The following is a 19960-nucleotide window of genomic DNA, read 5'->3' as shown; positions in this document are numbered from 1 at the left end:
TCCGAAGTCTTCGAAGAAGGGCCGCCCTGTGCGGCCCTTCCTCGTTTCCGCCGGTAGATCCACGCCATGCGCGGATGCGCTGTTCAGCCGTTCTTGATGCCAATCGCAAGGCACCCTGCGATGATGTCGGGAACCCGTGCCGTCCTGCGCCGGTCAAAGGCCCCCATGAACCTGCCACCGCCGATGCCCGAAACTGTCTCGCCGCCGCCCGCGCCGGCAACCTCCCGCCTGCATGCGGCATTCACCCAGCTGCGCGATGCGTTGTCGACCGAGATCGTCGGCCAGGCGGCCCTGGTCGAACGCCTGCTGATCGCGTTGCTGGCCGACGGCCACCTGCTGGTGGAGGGCGCGCCGGGCCTGGCCAAGACCACGGCGATCCGTGCACTGGCCTCGCGCCTGGAAGCAGACTTTGCCCGCGTGCAGTTCACCCCCGACCTGCTGCCGGCCGACCTCACCGGCACCGAGATCTGGCGCCCTCAGGAGGGCCGCTTCGAGTTCGTGCCTGGCCCGATCTTCCACCCGATCCTGCTGGCCGACGAGATCAACCGTGCGCCGGCCAAGGTGCAGTCGGCGCTGCTGGAAGCCATGGGCGAGCGCCAGGTCACGGTTGGCCGCCATACCTATGCGCTGCCGCCGCTGTTCCTGGTGATGGCCACGCAGAACCCGATCGAGCAGGAAGGCACGTTCCCGCTGCCGGAAGCGCAGCTGGACCGCTTCCTGATGCATGTGCGCATCGGTTACCCGGACCAGGCCGCCGAATCGGAGATCCTGCGGCTGGCCCGTGAGCGTGCCCGTGGTGCATTGGGCGAGGCCGCGCCGGCGCCAGACAAGATGCCGATGCAGGACGTGTTCGACGCCCGCCGCGAAGTGCTGGACCTGCACATGGCACCGGCACTGGAGCGCTACCTGATCGAACTGGTGCTGGCCTCGCGTGATCCATCGCGCTACGACGCCGGCCTCGGCCGCCGCATCGCATGGGGGGCAAGCCCGCGCGGTTCCATCGCACTGGAACGCTGCGCCCGCGCGCGGGCGTGGTTGGCTGGCCGTGACTTCGTCACGCCCGACGACGTGCGCGCGGTCGCCGCCGACGTGCTGCGCCATCGCGTGCTGCCCAGCTATGAAGCCACCGCCGAAGGCTGGGACGGCGAGCGCCTGGTGCAGGAGCTGCTGGCCCGGGTGCCGGCACCCTGAGCCTGCGCATGACCGATCCATCCGTGGAACAGGCACCGTCTGCGCTCGAAGGTGACGGGCTGCGCCCGCAGCTGGCCGAACTGGTCGCGCTGCGCCGGCTGGCACAGCGTCCGCCGCCGCCGCGCCGTGGCCGCACCGGCAACGCGGGCCAGGCACCGTCCCCGCTGCGCGGCCGCGGCATGGAGTACGCCGAGTCGCGCGAATACGTGGCCGGCGACGACGCGCGTCACATCGATTGGCGTGTGACGGCGCGCACCGGTCGCGCCCATACCAAACTGTTCCAGGCCGAACGCGAACGAGTCAGCCTGATCGTGGCCGATACCTCGCCGGCGCTGTACTTCGGCACCCGCGTGCGCTTCAAATCGGTGCAGGCCGCACGCGCCGGTGCTGTTGCCGCGTGGTCGGCGCAGCGCCGTGGCGACCGCGTGGGCGCATTGCGTGGCAGCGACCGCGAAGCGCCGATCGCTCCGGCAGGTGGGCCACGCGGCGTGCTGCGCGTGCTCGACGCGCTGACCCGCTGGTACGCACAGCCGCCAGCCGACGATCTGGGCCTGGAGCGCGCGCTGGACCATGCCGGTCGCGTGCTGCGCCCGGGGGCACGCATGCTGGTGCTGGCCGATCCGCAGCAGGCCATCCGCATTCCGCCCGCGCGCTGGAGCGCGCTGGCCCAGCATCACGACCTCAGCCTGGTGCTGCTGGTCGATCCACTGGAGCTGCGGCCACCGTCGGCGGCGTTGCAGTTCCAGACCGCGCAGCAGCGCATCGGTCTCGACCTGCGCCGCAGCGAAGTGCAGGCGCACTGGCAGGCGCACTTTGTCGAGCCGCTGCAGGAACTTCGGCGCCAGCTCGGCGCACGCCGTGTCGACGTGCAGGTGCTGTCCTCCGATGCGCCCAGCGACGCCTGGCTGGCGCCGTCGCCGACCGAGGTGCCGGCATGAGCGCCGCGCTGCCGTTGCGCGATGTGCAGCTGCCGCCAGCACCGTCATGGTGGCCGCCAGCCCCTGGTTACCTGATGATCGGCGCGGTGGTCGTGCTGGTGCTGCTGGTGATCGCCGTGGTGATGTGGCGACGTCGCCGCCGCCGCCAGCGCTGGTTGCAGCTGTTCGATCAGGAACTGGCAATCGCCCCCGACGCTACGGCCGAACTGGCGGCCATCGCGGGACTGCTGCGCCGTGCCGCACGCCATGCGAAGCCGGGCAGCGAATCACTGCGCGATGACGCCTGGTGGCAACGCCTGGACCCGCAGGGCACGTTGCCCGATGCGCGCCGCAGCCTGTTGGCCGAAGGCGCCTATCGCCCGTGCGTCGACAGCAACGACGTGGCCGCTGTGCGCAGCTGGGCCCGCGAACGCTATCTGGCGATGCTGCTGGAGCGGCGCCGATGAACCTGCTGGCAAGTTACTGGCCATGGCCGGACCTGCAGCTGGCGTGGCCGCTGGCCCTGCTGGCCCTCCCGATGCCGCTGCTGATGCGCTGGTGGAAGCGCCGTGCAGAACCCGGCGCCGCACTGCGTGTGCCCTATGCTGCCGCCGAGCTCGAAGCCCTGTCTGGTGGCGGCCGTGTTGACGCGTCGTGGCTGCGCACGCTGCTGCTGTGGCTGGGCTGGTGTGCACTGTGCATCGCGCTGGCACGACCGCAGCAGCTGGGCGAAGCCATCACCCCGCCGCAGCAGGGGCGGCAGATGATGCTGGCGATGGATGTGTCCGGCAGCATGGGCGAGGGCGACATGGTGCTGGGCGGCCAGGCGGTCGATCGCCTCACCGCGGCCAAGGCCGTGCTGGCCGACTTCCTGGATCGTCGTGCCGGCGACCGCGTTGGCCTGCTGATCTTCGGCGACCGCGCCTATACGCTCACGCCACTGACTGCGGACCTGGCCAGCGTGCGCGACCAGCTGCGCGACAGCGTGGTCGGGCTGGCCGGGCGCGAGACCGCCATCGGGGATGCCATCGGCCTGGCGGTCAAGCGCCTGCGTAGCCAGCCGGAGGGGCAGCGCGTGCTGATCCTGTTGACCGATGGTGTCAGCAATGCTGGTGTGCTGGAACCCCTGCGCGCCGCGGAAGTGGCGCGCGCCGAGGGCGTGCGCATCCACACGGTTGCGTTTGGCGGCGATGGCAGCATGCGGTTGTTCGGCATTCCGATTTCCACCGACCAGGATCCGGTCGATGAGGCCACTCTGAAGAGGATCGCCAGCATGACCGGCGGCCAGTTCTTCCGCGCGCGTGATACCGCGCAGCTGGCCGGCATCTATGCCGAGCTCGATCGCCTGGAGCCAGTGGCCGCAAAGGGCCCGAGCCTGCGCCCTCGCGAGGAACGCTATGCGTGGCCGTTGGGCCTGGCATTGCTGCTGGGCGCATTGGCATGGCTGTGGCCGGAGCGTCGCCGATGATCGCGTTTGCTTCGAATCTTCCCGACTGGAACGCGCTGCACTTCCTGCGGCCCGAGTGGTTGTGGGCACTGCTGGCGCTGCCGCTGATCATCGCGTTGGCGCTGTACCGGCAACGGCGCAGTGATGCGTGGCGGCAGGCGGTGGATGCACATCTGTTGCCACATCTGCTGGCCGCCGGCGCGAAGCGTCGTGTGCGCCTGCCATGGGCGCTGCTGCTGGGCTGGACACTGGCATCGCTGGCGATGGCCGGGCCGAGCTGGCGGCAGCAGGCGCAGCCGATGTTCCAGGCCAGCGCACCGCTGCTGGTGGTACTGGACCTGTCCAGCCGGATCAGCGCAACCGATCTGCCACCGTCGCGCCTGCTGCAGGCGCGCGCGAAAGTGGGCGAGCTGCTGCGCGCGCGCCAGGGCGGGCAGGTGGGCCTGGTGGTGTATGCCGATGATGCCTACACCGTGGCGCCGCTGACTGATGACGGCCGCAATGTTGCGCTGTATCTGGATGCGCTGTCGCCGGACGTGATGCCACGCGATGGCCAGCGTGCCGACCGCGGCATCGACTGGGCAACACGGCTGATGCGGCAGATCGGTGCGCTGCAGGGGCAGATCCTGCTGGTCAGCGATCAGGCGGATGGTGAAGCTGCACTGGCGGCAGCGCAGGCACGCAGCCTGGGCCTGCAGGTGTCGGTGCTGGGCCTGGGCACGCCTGCCGGTGCGGCCTACCGCGATGGCAGCGGGCAGATCCGCCAGGCTGCGCTGGATGAAGGCAGCCTGCGCGCGGTGGCCACTGCCGGCGGCGGCCGCTATGCACGCATCTCCGCCGATGACAGCGATCTGCGTGCGCTCGGTGTACTCGACGCGCGCGAAGGCACGCCGGCGCAGCGGCCGGGCGAAGGCAAGCAGTGGCGTGACGAAGGCTTCTGGCTGCTGCCGCCGGTGATGCTGCTGGCATTGCTGGCCTTCCGCCGTCGTGCGCTGCTGGCCGCGGTGCTCGCGGTCGGCCTCGTGCCATGGATGAATGACGCGCAGGCGCAGGCACCTGCGACGCAGGCCTCGCAACCCGCGCAGGGCACGCTGTGGAAGCGTAACGACCAGGCGCAGCATCAGCGCCTGGCCGAGGGGGTCCAGGCTTACCGCAAGGGCGACTTCGCCACTGCGCGCAGGCAGTTCGAGGGTATCGACAGCGATGCCGGCTGGTACAACCTGGCCAACACGCTGGCACGCGAAGGCAACTACGACGAAGCGATCGCCGCCTACGACCGCGCGCTGGCGTTGCATCCCGGCATGGCCGATGCGGTCGCCAACCGTGCCGTGGTCGATGCCGCGCGCAAGCGCAGGCAGTCGGGTGGCAAAGGCCAGGATCAGCAGAAGCCACCGCAGAACGGGCAGCAGAAGCAGCAGAACGATGCCCCGGGCCAGCAGAACCCGCAGGGCCAGAAGCCGCAGCAGGGACAGCAGAATCCCGGCCAGGGCCAGCAGGGGCAGCCCAAGGCGGGTGACGACAAGAACCGGTCGAGCCCGCAGCCCGGCGAGCGCGGCCGCGATGGCCAGCAGGCGCCACCACAGGTGGAGGATGCCAAGGCACAGGCCCAGGCCGATGAGCAGCAGCGCCAGCGCATGCAGCAGGCGATGCAGCAGGCACGCGAGGGCGAGGCTGGCAGGGACGGCAAACCCGTACCGGGGGGGGAGGGCCGCACGCCGCGCGAGCGCGAGGAGCAACAGGCGGTGGAAGCGTGGATGCGGCGTGTGCCGGATGATCCGGGCGCGCTGCTGCGGGCCAAGTTCCAGCTGGAAAACGAACGCAGGAAGAGGGAAGGGCGATGACGCGGGCGATCAACATGCACGGGCACTGGTCACGGCCGGTACTGGCGGCGCTGTTGCTGTGGCTGCCGCTGCTGGCCTGGGCGCAACCACGTGCCTGGCTGGACCGCGACCGCATCGCGATGGGTGATACGGTCACCCTTAATGTCGAGAGCGATCAGGGCGCTCCCGACTTCACGCCATTGCGCACCGACTTCGACCTGAGCGGCCAGACCAGCAGCCGCCAGGTGGAATGGAGCAATGGCAGCATGCAGCAGCGCAACCTGTATGGCGTGGCGCTGACGCCGCGGCGCAGTGGTGCGCTGGTGGTACCGGGCCTGCAGGTGGGCAGTGTGCGCACTGCGCCGCTGACGCTGCAGGTCGATGCGGCCGCCGTGGCCAGGCCTGACAGCAATGCGATGGCCTTCATCGAAACCCTTGTCGATGACGATACGCCGTACGTGCAGCAGAGCGTGGGCGTGGTGGTGCGGTTGTATTTCGCCTCGCAGCTGGCCTCCGGCGAGCTGGTGCTGGATACCCCGGCGGGCGCGTCGTTGCAGCGCGTTGGCGACGACCGCACAGATGTGCGCCAGGTCAACGGGCGCCGCTACAACGTGGTCGAACGACGTTTCCTGCTGATCCCCGAGCGCAGCGGCGCGTTGCGGCTGTCCGGCGCGCGTTTCAGCGGGCGCAGTGCCGGAGGTTTCTTCGATGACTTCTTCGGGGGCGGCGATGGCCGCATGAATGCCACTGGCGCAGACCGCACGTTGCAGGTGCAGGCACAGCCGGCACAGGCGCCGCAGCCGTGGTTGCCCCTGCAGAGCCTGCAGCTGCGCTACACCAGCGCGCCCACCAGTGCCCGTACCGGCGAGGCAGCCAACGTGGTGGTCGAAGCGGTTGCCGAAGGCGCCACCCGAGCACAGTTCACCGACCTGCCGGTCCCCGATGTCGGCAACGCAGCGCAGGTGTTTGCCGAGCCGGCACAGTACGAAGAGACCTTCAACGGCAGCACGCCGCGCCTGAAGATCACCCGCCGCTATTCGATCGTGCCGCGCAAGCCGGGTTCGCTGGTGGTGCCGGGACCACGCCTGCCCTGGTGGGATGTGCGCAACGGCAAGGCACAGGAAGCCAAGCTGCCGGACCTGACGCTGGCCGTTGCGGCCGGTACCGGCGCTGCCACTGCCTCGCCGGCAGCGCTGCCACCGATCGACACCGCTGCCGCGCTGCCGGGCAGCGATGGACAGGATGCGCGTATCGCCGCGACCGATCCACGCGCCAGCGGCCTGTCCGAGCGTCCGTGGCCGTGGATGGCGGCGGCCATTGGCCTGGCGCTGCTGTGGCTGCTGACCCTGTTGTGGGGCTGGCAGCGAGGCCGACGCCCGCGTGTGGCGACGCCTGCAGCCGGCACGCCCTCTGTGCCGACCGTGGTGAGCGGACGCGCGGGCCTGGCCGAACTGCGCCGTGCGCTGGATGGTGAAGGCTTCGACCAGGTGGAGGCACGGCTGTGTGCGATGGCCGGTGTGAAACGCATCGAGCAGGTCATCGCCCGGCTGGATGACGCGGCCCAGCGCCAGGTATTGCTGGACCTGCAGCAGGCGCGCTGGGGCGGGCAGGGCGAACTGGCCCCGTTGCGCGCGCGCCTGCGTGAGGTCTTCCGTGACGGACCGCACTGGTCGGCGGCAACCGGCGCCGCCGACACTGGCCTGGCGCCGCTGTATCCAACGCGGCGAACCTGAACCGGCGCCGCTTGCGCGCTTTGTTAGAGTGCATTCATTTTTCGAGGAAACCCGCGCATGACAGCAGCTGCTGCCGACAAGAAGAAGTTGCCCCTGCATTGGAAGATGGGCATCGGCTTTGCGATCGGCCTGATCCTGGGACTGATCGTGCACGCCCTGGGCGGCAGCGTCGATGGCCTGCAGGCCGGTGCCAAGTGGGTCATGGACTACGTCACCACCCCGGCGTCGGGCCTGTTCCTCAACCTGATCTTCATGCTGATCGTGCCGCTGATCTTCTCGGCGCTGATCATGGGCGTGTCGGAGATGGGCGACATCCGCGCCCTGGGCCGCATCGGCTGGAAAACCCTGGCCTATACCGTGCTGCTGTCCGGCATTGCCGTGGGCATCGGCCTGGTGCTGGTCAACCTGCTCAAGCCGGGCGCCGGCGTGGATCCGCAGGTCGCCGCGATGATGCTGTCGGAGAACGCCGAACGCAGCAAGGAAATCGTCGCTGGCATCCATGGCACGCCGAAGGGCATGGACATGCTGCTGTCGATCGTGCCGAGCAATGTGCTGCAGGCCGCGTCGGACAATGGCGCGATCCTGTCGCTGATGTTCTTCGCGCTGATGTTCGGCATCGGCATGGTGCTGACCGACAATGAGAAGGTCGCCCCGTTGCGCCGCGCCATCGAAGGCGTGTTTGAAATCTCGATGACCCTGATCAACCTGGTCATCCGCTTGGCCCCCTATGCAGTGGCCTGCTTCATGTTCAATCTGGCCGCGCTGTTCGGCTTCGAGCTGATCATCCGCCTGGGCGCGTACGTGGGCGTGGTGGTGCTGGCGCTCGGCCTGCACATGGTCGTGACCTACGGTACTGCCGTATGGCTGTCTGGCCGCTCGCCGCTGTCGTTCTTCCGCGATACCCAGGAAGCGACGGTGATGGCGTTCTCCACCGCCTCCAGCAACGCGACCCTGCCGACCGCACTGCGCGTGGCGGACCAGATGGGCCTGCCGCAGCGCGTGTCGCGCTTCGTGCTGACCGTGGGTGCCACCGCCAACCAGAACGGCACCGCCCTGTTCGAGGGCGTGACGGTGATCTTCCTGGCCCAGTTCTTTGGCGTGGACCTGAGCATTGGCCAGCAGATCATGGTGATGGCGGTCTGCATCCTCGGCGGCATCGGCACTGCTGGTGTGCCGTCGGGCTCGCTGCCGGTGGTGGCGATGATCTGCGCGATGGTCGGTGTGAATCCGCTGGGCATCGGCCTGATCCTGGGCGTGAACCACTTCCTGGACATGTGCCGTACCGCCCTGAACGTGACCGGCGACCTGGCCCTGACCACGCTGGTGGCCAAGGGCGAGTCGCATGACGGACCGGCGCTGGGCACGCCCCTCGATTGAACGCGCCCTGAATGCCATGGATACTATCCCGACGCATGGAAGGCGTCGGGATTGGCGCCGTGCGAAAGGGAGCAGAAATGAGGATTTCGTACGTGATGGTCGCCGCCCTGGGCCTGCTGGCTTTCGACGCCAGTGCCCAGAAGGCCTGTGAAACCAACTACACCAAGACCGGCAGCTTCTTCGCCGGGCGCACCTTCACCACCTGGGACGTGGTGCCCAACGTTACCCCGGCCGACGCTCTCAAGCGTATCCAGATCGAGGGCGTGAAGTCGGGCCTGAAGGTGGCCAGCGTGGACAAGGACCTGGGCATGCTGACCCTGGAACAGAACGTCCAGTTCAATGGTGGCCAGACCACCCTGCCGTGGAACGTGCTGGTTGAAGCCGAGGGCAAGGGTTCGAAGATCACCGTGACCAAGACCACCCCGGCCACCTACGCCACTGGCGAGGACTTCCAGAAGAAGTCGATGTGTGGCGTGATCGAGGCTGCCGCGCCCAAGTAAGGGGTTGGCGGGACCAGATCCCTTTCACTGGCAAGGGATCTGGTCCTACGCCTGAACCCGGCCCCGCGTCTGTGGGACAATAGGCCGCCCGCACGTCCGCGGCCGCCTCCCGATTCCGACAGAACCATGACGCAGCCTACCCGTCGCCAGTTGGCCAACGCCATCCGCTTCCTCGCCGCCGATGCGGTTGAAACCGCAAAGTCCGGCCACCCCGGCATGCCCATGGGCATGGCCGACATCGCCGAAGTCCTCTGGAACGACTACCTCCGCCATAACCCGAGCAACCCGCACTGGTTCAACCGCGACCGTTTCGTGCTGTCCAACGGCCACGGTTCGATGCTGCAGTACGCGCTGCTGCACCTGAGCGGTTACGACCTGCCGATCGAGCAGCTCAAGCTGTTCCGCCAGCTGGGCAGCCACACCGCCGGCCACCCGGAGCGCCACGAGACCCCGGGCGTGGAAACCACCACCGGCCCGCTGGGACAGGGTTTCGCCAATGCCGTGGGCTTCGCCCTGGCCGAGAAGCTGCTGGCACAGCGCTTCAACCGCCCGGAGCTGGAAGTGGTCGACCACCGCACCTGGGTGTTCATGGGTGATGGCTGCCTGATGGAAGGCGTGTCGCACGAAGCGGCCTCGCTGGCCGGCACCTGGGGTCTGCACAAGCTGGTCTGCTTCTGGGACAACAACCACATCTCCATCGACGGCAACGTCGAGGGCTGGTTCACCGACAACACCCCGGAACGTTTCGAGGCCTATGGCTGGAACGTGATCCGCGATGTTGACGGCCACGACCCGGAAAGCATCAAGGCCGGCATCGAGGCCGCGCTGTCGCAGAGCGACAAGCCGACCCTGATCTGCTGCCGCACCACCATCGGCTTCGGTTCGCCGAACAAGGCGGGCAAGGAATCCAGCCACGGTGCTCCGCTGGGCAAGGACGAGCTGGAAGCCACCCGCAAGCAGCTGGGCTGGGAATACGGCCCGTTCGAGATCCCGCAGGCGATCTACGACGGCTGGCGCGCCAATGGCGCCGGCACGCTGCGCCAGGCCGAGTGGGAACAGCTGTTCGACAAGTACGCCAGCCAGTATCCGGCGGAGGCGGCTGAGCTGACCCGCCGCTCGCATGGCGAGCTGCCGGCCGACTTCGTTGCCAAGGCCGATGCCTACATCGCCCAGGTGGCCGCAGAGGGCCCGACGATCGCCTCGCGCAAGGCCTCGCAGCTGGCCATCGAAGCCTATGCGCCGCTGCTGCCGGAAATCGTCGGTGGCTCGGCCGACCTGGCGCACTCCAACCTGACCCTGTGGAAGGGCAGCAGGTCGGTCGCCAGCGACGACGCCAACGCCAACTACGTGTACTACGGCGTGCGCGAGTTCGGCATGACCGCCATCGCCAATGGCCTGGCCCTGCACGGTGGCTTCATTCCGTTCGACGCCACCTTCCTGGTGTTCAGCGATTACGCCCGCAACGGCGTGCGCATGAGCGCGCTGATTCCGGCCCACGCCATCCACGTCTATACCCACGACTCGATCGGCCTGGGCGAAGACGGCCCGACCCACCAGCCGGTGGAGCACCTGGCCTCGCTGCGCTACATCCCGAACAACGACGTGTGGCGCCCGTGCGATGCGGTCGAGTCGGCCGTGAGCTGGAAGGCCGCGATCACCCGCCAGGACGGCCCGAGCTGCCTGGTGTTCAGCCGCCAGAACCTGCCGCACCAGCCGCGCAGCGCCGAGCAGATCGCCCAGATCGAGCGCGGCGGTTACGTGCTGGCCGATGCTGCCGGTACCCCGGACGTGATCCTGATCGCCACCGGTTCGGAAGTCTCGCTGGCTACCGAAGCCAAGGCCCAGCTGGATGCGGCCGGTATCAAGACCCGCGTGGTCTCGATGCCGTCCACCGACGTGTTCCTGCGTCAGGATGCGGCCTACCGTGAATCGGTGCTGCCGAACGCGGTGCGCAAGCGCGTGGCCGTGGAAGCTGGCGTCACCGGTTTCTGGCGCCAGTTCGTAGGCCTGGACGGTGCCGTGATCGGTATCGACACCTTCGGTGCTTCGGCCCCGGCCGACCAGCTGTACAAGCACTTCGGCATCACCACGGCGCACGTGGTGGAAGCTGCCAAGGCGCTGTAAGCAGCCTCTCGGCGCAACAAAGGAAAGGCCGGCGCAAGCCGGCCTTTCTCGTTGCCGGAAGAAAAAGGGGACGGAGGGAATCAAGTCGTATGTGCACAAACGACTTGATTCCCGCCGTACCCTTTTTTCAGGCGGTGCGTGCCAGTGCCAGGCGCAGCAGCCGCGCGTCCAGGCGTTCGGCGAAATCTTTCGGTGCCTGCAGGCCCATGCGCTGCAGGTACACCGCATCGCCGTCGCCGGCCGGTTGCCGCAGCGCTGCCCAGACGGTGCGCAGCTTGTCGCTGCGGGTCTGCGTGTTGGCCTTCAGCCACGCCAGCGCTTTGACCAGCACCTGCTCGATCTCGTTGAAATCGCTGCCCAGCGGGTAGTCCGGCAGGCTGCCATCGGCACGGAATGGGGCCAGTGCCGCGGCCAGTGCCTGCGGCGTGTTGCGCTGCTGGCGCTGCGGGTCGGGCTGGGACGCCGCCAGCAGCTTGCGCGAGGCGTGTGCCTGCTGCAGCAGATCGCCCTGGAAGGGCGCTTCGGTGATCGCGGTCATCGCATGCACGCAGTCTTCGTCGGTCAGGCCGCGCAGATCGGCGATGCCGTATTCGTTGAGGTAAATGTCGCGCAGGTGGCGCGGGATGGTGGTGTGGCCGTAGTTCCAGCGCACGTTCGATTCCCGGTGGCCCTTGTCATCGCGTGCGGCACGGAACATCAGCACGCTGCGCGCTTCCGGCAGGGCATGTGCCATCGCCACGAAGTTGTACTGGCCGCCCACGCCGGACACCACGCGTCCATCGTCCAGCGCGTCCGATACCGCCGCGCCGAGCGCGGTAGCCATCATGCAGGAATTGAAGAAGCGCGCATGGCGGCGCTGCAGGCGCTCCAGTGCCTCGTTACCGCCATACAGCTGGTTGATCTCGCTGATGCGGCGCATGCCGATCGCACGGCATTCGTCTTCCGGCAGCGTGCGCAGCCACTCGTAGAACTCCGGTGAGCCCAGGTAGAACGCACCGTGCAGGTACTCGCCTTCGGCGGCCAGGGTGGCATGGTCGATGGACAGCGTGCTGCCATTTTCGATGCGTTGCATCAGCGCCAGGTCGTCGTGCACCTTGCGCTTGATCACCCCGGTCTGCACCAGCCTGCGGAAGCCCTCGTTGAGCATCTCGCTGCAGCCGTACAGTCCCACTTCGAACGGGTCCACGCCGCCGATCTCCTGCACCAGCGGGTGGCTGGCCAGCTGCGGATCAAGTGCATGCAGCACGCGGCGGTAGCGCGCGTTGTCGGTGTGGCGCAGCACCAGCGCATGGCTGAGCGCGTCGGCCAGCGTGCCGATGCCGATCTGCAGGGTGCCGCCGTCGCGCACCAGGGTGCTGGCATACAGGCCGATGGCGTAGTCGGCATCGCCGACCGGCTGCCGCGGCAGCCCGAACAGCGCCGGGTACGGTGGCGGTGGGGTGATCACCAGATCGAAGAACGACACATCGACCGTCGCCGAGCCGGCCAGGTAGGGCAGCTGCGGATCGATCTCGGCGATCAGCAACGGGCGCGGCAGGCCGCGCGCGGTCATCGCATCGAGCGTGTCCTGGGTGATGTCGTTGTTGCACGACAGCGAAAGCCGGCGGTCATTCGGCCGCATCGCCACCTTCTGCACGATCACCTGCGGTGCGCGCTGAGCGACCGCATCGGCGGCGTGGGTGTAGTTCAGGCTGGTATAGCTGGATTGCGCCTGCCGCGAACCGAGCAGGGCGCCGGACTGCATGTAGAACTCTTCCACCTGCACGTGCGCTGGCAACGCGTCGCGCGCGATCGCATCGGCATAGGCCAGGCGCGGGAAATCGTCGCCGAAGTGGCGCTGCGCAAACGGCGCCAGGAAGCGTGCCTCCAGGCCGTTGCCACGCGCGTTCGGCGGATTCAACGACAGCGCGGTGTACAGCTGCAGCGGCCGTGAGGGATCGTGCTCGACGCGCGCATACAGGGCGTTGAGCAGCCGATGTGGCTTGCCCAGCGCCAGCGGTGCCCCGATCCGCAGCGGCCCGTCCACGCGCGCTAACAACCAGTCGACGGCGGCGTCCAGGTCGGTGAGGTGTTCGGTCATGCGTGGCGGTCCTGCGTGCGGGGGAGTGCGGGCATTACAGCATGTCGGGCTTGAACCGCCGTCGACGCGAGACTTCCACGCCGGACACCATGAACTGCCCGTCGCCGCGGTAATGCACCGTGCGCGGCAGTTTCGGCCGGGACGCAACATGGGCGCGCACGATCTCCCAGATGAACAGGTTGCTCGACGCCACCTGGCTGTCGTCGTACAACCGGCATTCGAAGTTCGAGTGGCATTGCCCGACCAGCGGCGCACCGACCTCGCGCGCGGGCAGCGCATCGAGCCCGAAACGGGCGAACTTGTCGACCTCGCGGCCGCTGCAGTTGCCGATGTCCACCACGGTATCGAGCAGTTCCACGCCGGGTACGTTGATCACGCACTCGCCACTGCCGACGGCCAGTGCATGGCTGTGGTTTTCATTCCACAGGTAGGTGGCGACCAGCGACGGCGAGAAGCCCATCACCATGTGCCAGCCCATCGTCATCAGGTTGCGCTGGCCGCGCCAGGCGGTGCTGACCAGCACGATCGGGCCGGGTTCGAGGAAGCGTCGGGCCTGCTCGACCGGGAATTCCTTCTTGGGAAGCGCTTTCATCCGAAGCCTCGGCCGGGAGTGCTCGATGCTGGCGCAAAGCCGATGAATCCGGAGTCGAGGGGCTTGACAGGAGGTTCGATTACGCGCGTAATCAGATTATCGATTACGGATGTAAACAATGATCCCGATCAGCGAAGCCGAAGCCGTTGTGATGGAGGTGCTGTGGCAGCAGGCACCGCGCAGCGCCGATGATGTGGTGGCTGCGCTGGCTCACCGCGACTGGGCCGAGCCGACCATCAAGACCCTGCTCAACCGCCTGCTGACCAAGGGCGCCATCGCCGCTGAGCGCGATGGCCGGCGATACCTGTACCGGCCGCTGCTGCAGCGTCAGGCGTGGGTGGAGGCGCAGAGCCGGGACTTCATCGGCCGTGTCTTCGAAGGCCGCGTGGCACCGCTGGTGGCGCACTTCAGCGAACGTGGCCAGTTGAGCGCGCAGGACATTGCCGAACTGAAGAAGCTGATCCAGGAGCTGGATCATGACTGAGCTGCTCGGCGGACTATGGCAGGCCAGCCTGTGGCTGGCGGCAGGCGTGATCATGCTGGCTGTGCTGCGTCCGTTGCTGCTGCGGCTGGGTGGCGTTGGACTGGCCTATCGCAGCTGGTGGTTGCTGCCGATGCTGCTGTTGGCGCTGATGCTGCCGCTGCCGCAGGTTGCGCTGTTGCAGCAGGTACCGACGTTGCCGCTGAAAGTGATGCCCGGTGCCATCGATGCGCTGAGCCGACCGTCGCTGCCATGGGGTGGGCTGTTGCTGGCGCTGTGGGCGACGGGCGCAGGTGCCTGCCTGTTGCGCGACCTGCGCGCGCAGCGTCGCTTCGAACGGCGCATGGGCCCGCTGACGCCGCGCACCGATGGCAGCTGGCAGGCCAGTGGCGACCCCGGCCTGCCCGCGCTGGTCGGGCTGTGGCGGCCGCGCATCGTGGTCGGTCCTGACTTCGATCAGCAGTTCAGCGCGCAGGAACAGAGCCTGATCCTGCTGCACGAGCGCAGCCACCGCCGCAATGGCGATCACTGGGCCAATGGTGCGTTGCTGCTTATGCGTGCCGTGTTCTGGTTCCACCCGCTGGTGCCCTGGGCCGCACGCTGCTTCCTGCGCGACCAGGAACTGGCCTGCGATGCCCGCACCATCGCCCCGCAGCCTGCGCTGCGCGGGCTTTACGCCAGCACGCTGCTGAAGGCGCAGCTGGTCCACCCGGTTGCGCCAGCGGTCTGCCATTGGCGCAGCCAACCCGTGTTGAAGGAGCGTATCGCCATGTTGAAGCAGTCCAAGCGGAAGGCATTGCCGTGGGTATCGGGGCAGGTGCTGGTCGTCGGGTTGTGCCTGGGAATGGGCGCATTGGCGTGGGCCAGCCAGGGCGATGCGATGGCTGGCCGCCCGGCAGCGGCGGTCATGGATCGGGAGATCCAGGTCGTCAAGATGCCACCGCCTTCCTATCCGAAATCCGCGGTCGAGGAGCGCCAGGTGGGCGTGGTGAACCTGCGCGTGGAAGTGGATGCCAGCGGCCAACCCACCGATGTCAGGGTGCTCAGTGCCACCAATCCGGGCGTGTTCGACGCGGTGTCGATCACCGCAGCGCGCAGCTGGACCTATCGGCCGGCGATGAAGAACGGCAAGCCGGTGGCAGGCGCAGTGAAGATTCCGATCACCTTTGCGATGGACAACAGCGAGGACGCCCAGTGAAGTCCGCGCCGCTGCTCGTGGTGGTAGCGCTGATGGTGGGGTGTGCGAGCCAGGAACGGCTGGCCACCGTGCACACCCGCAGCGAGAATGTCGGCCACCAGCGACTGCAGCCGCAGGCGGGCGGTGGCAGTGGGCAGTTGCAGGCGTATTCGCTGGGTGCGACCGAGGGCTACCGGATGCCGCAGTTGTACGCGGCACCGGCCCCGGAGGTCGGCGATCGTGACCCGCGTGCGGAACTGGCGCCGACCACGATCTGCCTGCAGGTGGTGGTTGATGCCAACGGCGTCGTCGAGCGCAGCCTGCCATTGACCGATCGCCCGGAGTGCGCGGCAGGTGCTGCGGGCGAGAATGCGCCCCTGCTGCAGGCTGCGCAGGAGGCCGTGGCGATGTGGAAGTACTCGTCCGCAGCGGTCTGCCACTTCGCGGCTGGCAAGGTGCCTGCCGACCGCGGTGACTGCCGGGGCGCCGAACGGGTCGAGCCGGTGGCGGTCACCCTGCAGTACGCCTTCACCTTCGAGATTGTGAAGGGCCAGCATGTGGTGCGCACGCAGGGAAAATGAACGCTCGCGGTCCGTGATGGAAACCGATGGCGCCGGGCTCTGCCCGGCGTACGTCAGGCCCCGCCCTGGATGTTGGCCTTCACCGCCGGCTGCATCAGCTTCGGTTCTTCCAGCGTAGCATCGCGGGCCTGGCGCACGCTGACGAACTCCGCCTCGGCCACGCCGTCATGCACGTGGATGTTGTGCGCGCGCTGTTCGCCGATGGTCGTTTCGTTGGCGAAATCACGCCCGCCCGGGCCGTAGTCGTGGCAGACGAAAACCCGGGTGGTATCGGGCAGCGCCAGCAGGCGCTGGATCGAGCGGTACAGCTGCGCGGCATCGCCACCCGGGAAATCGCAGCGTGCGGTGCCGCCGTCGGGCATGAACAGCGAGTCACCGGTGAACAGCGCATCGCCGATCAGGTAGGCGATGCTGTCGCTGGTGTGGCCGGGCACGGCGATCACCTGTCCTTGCAGCTCGCCAATGGCAAAGGTTTCGCCGTCGCTGAACAGGTGATCGAAGATCTCATCGGCGGCCGGAAGCTGCAGGCCATAGCGCGGCGCGAACGTGGCCTGCACCGCGCGGATGCCTTCACCGATGGCCAGCGTGGCGTGCGGGAAGCGCTGCTTGAGCCGGCGCCCGGCCGACACATGGTCCGCATGGGCATGGGTTTCCAGCAGCCAGCGCAGCTGAAGGTCCTGCTGTTCGATGGCCTGCAATGCCCCGCGCATCGGTGATTCGCTGCTGGCGTCGGTGTCCGGGTCGTAGTCCAGGACCGGGTCGATCAGCGCCGCCTCACTGCTGGCCGGATCGCTGACCAGGTAGCTGAAGGTATTGCTGTCACGGTGGAAGAACGACTGCACCTGGACCGGCATCGGAATTCTCCTCAGCGCGTGCCGAGCACGCGGTTCAGCAACTGCGCCAGGTTCTCGCCGGCCAGTCGCAGCTGCGCTTCGGCCAGCGGCCGGTAGCGCTCGGTGTATTCGTCACCGATTTTACGCGTGGCCGGATAAACGCCAGCTTGCATGGAAATGCGGCAGCTGGCCTCGGCCCAGGTCTGTGGGTCGCGCTGCGGGTTGGACTGGCGCGCCAGCTTCGGCGCGCGCTGGCTCTGCAGCAGCGGCAGGTAGCCGGCGTCGTCCAGCTTGCGGGTGTTGAGCATGCCGCTGTCCCACAGCGAGTGCAGGTTGGTACCGCGGTTGCCGAACTGCAGCTGGAAATCGTTGCCGCCCTTGTCATGAGCGTAACCGGCATGCATCGGCTGGTGGATGTCGCCGACCAGGTGCACGACGAACTTCAGTGCCTGCAGGCGCTCGCCATCGGTCAGGCTGCGGTCGCCCAGGATGGCGCTCTGTGCTTTCAGGGCCTCGACGATGCAGTTGCCGTTCCTGCAGTGCTTCGGTGCTTCGTAATGGCAGTCGTCTTCGGCGATGTTGACGTAGTGCCAGCCGGCCGAACGACGGCCCAGGCCGGGGTCCTTGGCGCGCAGCTGGTCGGCCCACGGCGCGATGCTGGCCAGGGTGGCGTCCGCTTCGGTAGCCAGCAGGCGGTCCACTTCGGCGCGGGCGGCGGGGTTGAGGCGGGCGTCGGCGACTTCGGCAACCAGGCGGTGGCCTTGCGCGCCCCAGGCATGGGCGGGGGCGGAGACGGACAGCAGGGCCGGCGCCAGGGCGGCGGCGAGGAACAGGGAGTGCAGGGCTTTCATGCACATATTCTAGCGGGGTAGGTGGATTGAAGAGCGGCGCGTTCCTGTCTGCTGGGGGCTGGCTGCAGGGGCAGGCGCTGCGGGACACGCTGCAAGTACGTCCCTGTAAGCTCGGCCGCGGCATTCATGCCGCGGACGGTCCCGCAGCGCCTGCCCCTGCAGCCCCATCCAACATGGCTGCGGAGGCGGATGCAAACGTCAAAGGCAACATCAAGAACAAATGCAGGATCAAAATCCGCCTTTTGCAATTGCAGGCAACCATTACGCCTCGGATGTACAGGCTCTGCTCCCCGCCTCGCCCCAGCTCCGGAACCGCTTCAGTCCCAGGCACAAAAAAGCCCCGGCAATCACCGGGGCAACATGCTGCGAGGGTTTTGCGTATAGCGGGGGAGCGGGGGGCGAAGCCCCCCGCACTCAACACACCGCTTTAGAACTTGAAGACGTACGAAGCGCCGTAGACCAGCGGATCGATGTTGACGGTGCCGATCTTCTCGCCGTTCAACTTCACCTTGCTGTCGATGTCGATCCAGCGCATGTCCACGCGCAGGGCGCCCTTCTCGCCGATCGCGAAATCGATGCCCGCATGCGCGGCCAGGCCCCACGAATCCTGCAGCTTCAGCTTGCTGCCGGCCAATGCACCGGTGGTATCTTCGCTGAAGAAGGTGGTGTAGTTCACACCTGCACCGACGAACGGCGACACCTTGCCCTTGCTGTTGAAGTGGTACTGCAGGGTCACCACCGGCGGCAGCTGCTTGGTGCTGCCGACGCGGCCCAGGCCGTTGATGTTGATGTCGTGCTTGAACGGCAGCGCGGCCAGCACTTCGATGCCCAGGTTGTCGGCGATGAAGTACTCGCCGGTGATGGTCGGCTTGACGTCGTTGTCGACGTCGACCTTCAGGGTGCCGCCGGCCAGCCAGCCGTTGTTCGACTTCGGCGCCACCTGGTGCACGCCGGCCGAAACGGTCCAGTCGCCCTTGGACTGGGCCATGGCCGGGGCGGCGGCGAGGGACAGGGCGGCGGCCAGGCTGGCCACGATCAGGGAGGAGGTCTTGCGCATGGGGGTGTTCTCGTTGCTGGGTGGATGGCGACAGTCTCGGCCTCACGCCGCGCTAACGCTTTGATCCGGATCAAATCCTGTCCGCCGACCTGCTGGCGGCCCGGCCTGGCCCACGGTGGCCAGCCCCGGCCTGCTAGACTTGTGGGCCCTATCCATCCCGCCGCACCCGTCGCGGCTGCAGGAGCTTGAGAAATGGCAATCAAGGTTGGTATCAACGGTTTCGGTCGCATCGGGCGTAACGTCCTGCGCTCGGCGGTGCTGAACTTCGGCGACGACATCGAAATCGTGGCCATCAACGATCTGCTGGAGCCGGATTACCTGGCCTACATGCTCAAGTACGACTCCGTGCACGGCCGCTTCAAGGCCGACGTAGCGGTGCAGGGCAACGACCTGCTGGTCAACGGCAAGAAGATCCGCCTGACCCAGGAACGCGACCCGGCCAACCTGAAGTGGGACGAGGTCGGCGCCGACGTGGTGCTGGAAGCCACCGGCCTGTTCCTGACCAAGGAAACCGCGCAGAAGCACATCGATGCCGGCGCCAGGAAGGTCATCATGTCGGCCCCGTCGAAGGACGACACGCCGATGTTCGTGTTCGGCGTGAACGACAAGACCTATGCTGGCCAGGCAATCATCTCCAACGCGTCGTGCACCACCAACTGCCTGGCTCCGCTGGCCAAGGTCATCAATGACAAGTGGGGCATCAAGCGCGGCCTGATGACCACCGTGCATGCGGCCACCGCCACCCAGAAGACCGTCGATGGCCCGTCCAACAAGGACTGGCGCGGCGGCCGTGGCATCCTGGAAAACATCATTCCCTCGTCCACCGGTGCGGCCAAGGCCGTCGGCGTGGTCATCCCGGAACTGAACAAGAAGCTGACCGGCATGAGCTTCCGCGTCCCGACCTCGGACGTGTCGGTGGTCGACCTGACCGTCGAGCTGGAGAAGGAAGCCACCTACGCCGAGATCTGCGCTGAAGTGAAGGCACAGAGCGAAGGCGCGCTGAAGGGCATCCTCGGCTACACCGAAGACAAGGTCGTGGCCACCGATTTCCGCGGCGAGACCTGCACCTCGGTGTTCGACGCCGACGCCGGCATCGCCCTGGACGGCACCTTCGTCAAGCTGGTGACCTGGTACGACAACGAGTGGGGCTACTCCAACAAGTGCCTGGAAATGGCCAAGGTCATCGCCGCCAAGTAAGG

At 67.6% G+C, this 19960-nt stretch carries 18 protein-coding genes; 13 read left to right on the top strand and 5 right to left on the bottom strand.

From position 1 onward, the window contains the following. The first annotated feature begins 165 nt into the window (after positions 1-165). The 9 genes from ACS0OT_RS16045 (at position 166) to tkt (ending at position 11109) form a co-directional block, all read left to right on the top strand. Positions 166-1191 carry an AAA family ATPase gene (locus tag ACS0OT_RS16045; RefSeq protein WP_005418911.1) on the top strand — a complete coding sequence of 342 codons (1026 nt, stop codon included), beginning with the start codon at positions 166-168 and terminating at the stop codon, positions 1189-1191. Positions 1192-1199: 8 nt separating this feature from the next. Beyond that, complete coding sequence (locus ACS0OT_RS16040) at positions 1200-2129, top strand: DUF58 domain-containing protein (protein WP_065179082.1); 930 nt, start codon at positions 1200-1202, stop codon at positions 2127-2129. Next, a complete protein-coding gene (locus ACS0OT_RS16035) occupies positions 2126-2575 on the top strand; it encodes a DUF4381 family protein (RefSeq protein ID WP_065179081.1) in 450 nt (149 codons plus the stop codon). The genes ACS0OT_RS16040 and ACS0OT_RS16035 overlap by 4 nt, the downstream gene beginning before the upstream one ends. Further along, complete coding sequence (locus ACS0OT_RS16030; RefSeq protein ID WP_053498463.1) at positions 2572-3576, top strand: vWA domain-containing protein; 1005 nt, start codon at positions 2572-2574, stop codon at positions 3574-3576. Before ACS0OT_RS16035 ends, ACS0OT_RS16030 begins: the two co-directional genes overlap by 4 nt. Further along, entirely contained in the window at positions 3573-5396 is a 1824-nt protein-coding gene (locus ACS0OT_RS16025) for a VWA domain-containing protein (protein WP_164230353.1), read from the top strand. Before ACS0OT_RS16030 ends, ACS0OT_RS16025 begins: the two co-directional genes overlap by 4 nt. After that, the gene (locus tag ACS0OT_RS16020) at positions 5393-7108 is read left to right on the top strand and encodes a BatD family protein (RefSeq protein ID WP_279946507.1); all 1716 of its coding nucleotides are present in this window, start codon (positions 5393-5395) and stop codon (positions 7106-7108) included. Before ACS0OT_RS16025 ends, ACS0OT_RS16020 begins: the two co-directional genes overlap by 4 nt. Before the next feature lie 57 nt (positions 7109-7165). Continuing rightward, the gene (locus tag ACS0OT_RS16015; RefSeq protein WP_065185312.1) at positions 7166-8485 is read left to right on the top strand and encodes a dicarboxylate/amino acid:cation symporter; all 1320 of its coding nucleotides are present in this window, start codon (positions 7166-7168) and stop codon (positions 8483-8485) included. Positions 8486-8562: 77 nt separating this feature from the next. Beyond that, positions 8563-8985, top strand: coding sequence for a hypothetical protein (locus ACS0OT_RS16010; RefSeq protein ID WP_227837915.1), 423 nt, complete (start codon positions 8563-8565; stop codon positions 8983-8985). A gap of 126 nt (positions 8986-9111) precedes the next feature. Further along, entirely contained in the window at positions 9112-11109 is a 1998-nt protein-coding gene (gene tkt, locus ACS0OT_RS16005) for a transketolase (RefSeq protein ID WP_139727577.1), read from the top strand. A gap of 127 nt (positions 11110-11236) precedes the next feature. Here the strand turns inward: tkt and ACS0OT_RS16000 are convergent, their stop codons facing one another. Further along, positions 11237-13189 (bottom strand): acetyl-CoA hydrolase/transferase C-terminal domain-containing protein, encoded by a 1953-nt coding sequence (locus tag ACS0OT_RS16000; protein ID WP_139727575.1) that lies wholly within the window; start codon positions 13187-13189, stop codon positions 11237-11239. 34 nt (positions 13190-13223) lie between these two features. After that, on the bottom strand, positions 13224-13781 hold the full coding sequence (locus tag ACS0OT_RS15995; protein WP_065179076.1) for a flavin reductase family protein: 558 nt from the start codon (positions 13779-13781) through the stop codon (positions 13224-13226). A gap of 118 nt (positions 13782-13899) precedes the next feature. Between ACS0OT_RS15995 and ACS0OT_RS15990 the strand changes: the two genes are divergently transcribed. Genes ACS0OT_RS15990 through ACS0OT_RS15980 form a run of 3 tightly spaced genes read left to right on the top strand, consistent with a single transcriptional unit; the run spans position 13900 to position 16020 of the window. Further along, positions 13900-14265 carry a BlaI/MecI/CopY family transcriptional regulator gene (locus ACS0OT_RS15990; protein ID WP_065179075.1) on the top strand — a complete coding sequence of 122 codons (366 nt, stop codon included), beginning with the start codon at positions 13900-13902 and terminating at the stop codon, positions 14263-14265. Then, positions 14258-15460, top strand: a complete 1203-nt coding sequence (locus ACS0OT_RS15985) for a M56 family metallopeptidase (RefSeq protein ID WP_235646242.1) — start codon at positions 14258-14260, stop codon at positions 15458-15460. Before ACS0OT_RS15990 ends, ACS0OT_RS15985 begins: the two co-directional genes overlap by 8 nt. Continuing rightward, positions 15457-16020, top strand: a complete 564-nt coding sequence (locus ACS0OT_RS15980) for a hypothetical protein (RefSeq protein ID WP_329889113.1) — start codon at positions 15457-15459, stop codon at positions 16018-16020. Before ACS0OT_RS15985 ends, ACS0OT_RS15980 begins: the two co-directional genes overlap by 4 nt. Before the next feature lie 53 nt (positions 16021-16073). Here ACS0OT_RS15980 and ACS0OT_RS15975 read toward each other — a convergent pair whose 3' ends face one another. The 3 genes from ACS0OT_RS15975 to ACS0OT_RS15965 all read right to left on the bottom strand — a co-directional run bounded on the left by ACS0OT_RS15975 (position 16074) and on the right by ACS0OT_RS15965 (position 18761). Continuing rightward, on the bottom strand, positions 16074-16874 hold the full coding sequence (locus tag ACS0OT_RS15975) for an MBL fold metallo-hydrolase (protein ID WP_139727572.1): 801 nt from the start codon (positions 16872-16874) through the stop codon (positions 16074-16076). Between the two features lie 11 nt (positions 16875-16885). Next, positions 16886-17704: a S1/P1 nuclease gene (locus ACS0OT_RS15970; RefSeq protein ID WP_111201929.1), complete on the bottom strand. Its 819-nt coding sequence runs from the start codon at positions 17702-17704 to the stop codon at positions 16886-16888. 427 nt (positions 17705-18131) lie between these two features. Beyond that, entirely contained in the window at positions 18132-18761 is a 630-nt protein-coding gene (locus tag ACS0OT_RS15965; RefSeq protein ID WP_005418891.1) for an OmpW/AlkL family protein, read from the bottom strand. Between the two features lie 192 nt (positions 18762-18953). On the opposite strand from ACS0OT_RS15965, the gene gap reads away from it, so the two are divergent. Further along, positions 18954-19958: a type I glyceraldehyde-3-phosphate dehydrogenase gene (gene gap / locus ACS0OT_RS15960; protein ID WP_005418885.1), complete on the top strand. Its 1005-nt coding sequence runs from the start codon at positions 18954-18956 to the stop codon at positions 19956-19958. Positions 19959-19960 lie beyond the last annotated feature (2 nt).

It is taken from the genome of Stenotrophomonas maltophilia group sp. RY12688, assembly GCF_052149045.1.
Lineage (GTDB): Bacteria > Pseudomonadota > Gammaproteobacteria > Xanthomonadales > Xanthomonadaceae > Stenotrophomonas > Stenotrophomonas sepilia.
Note: the sequence above shows the minus strand (reverse complement) of the source record. Positions and strands in the feature narration are given on the sequence as shown.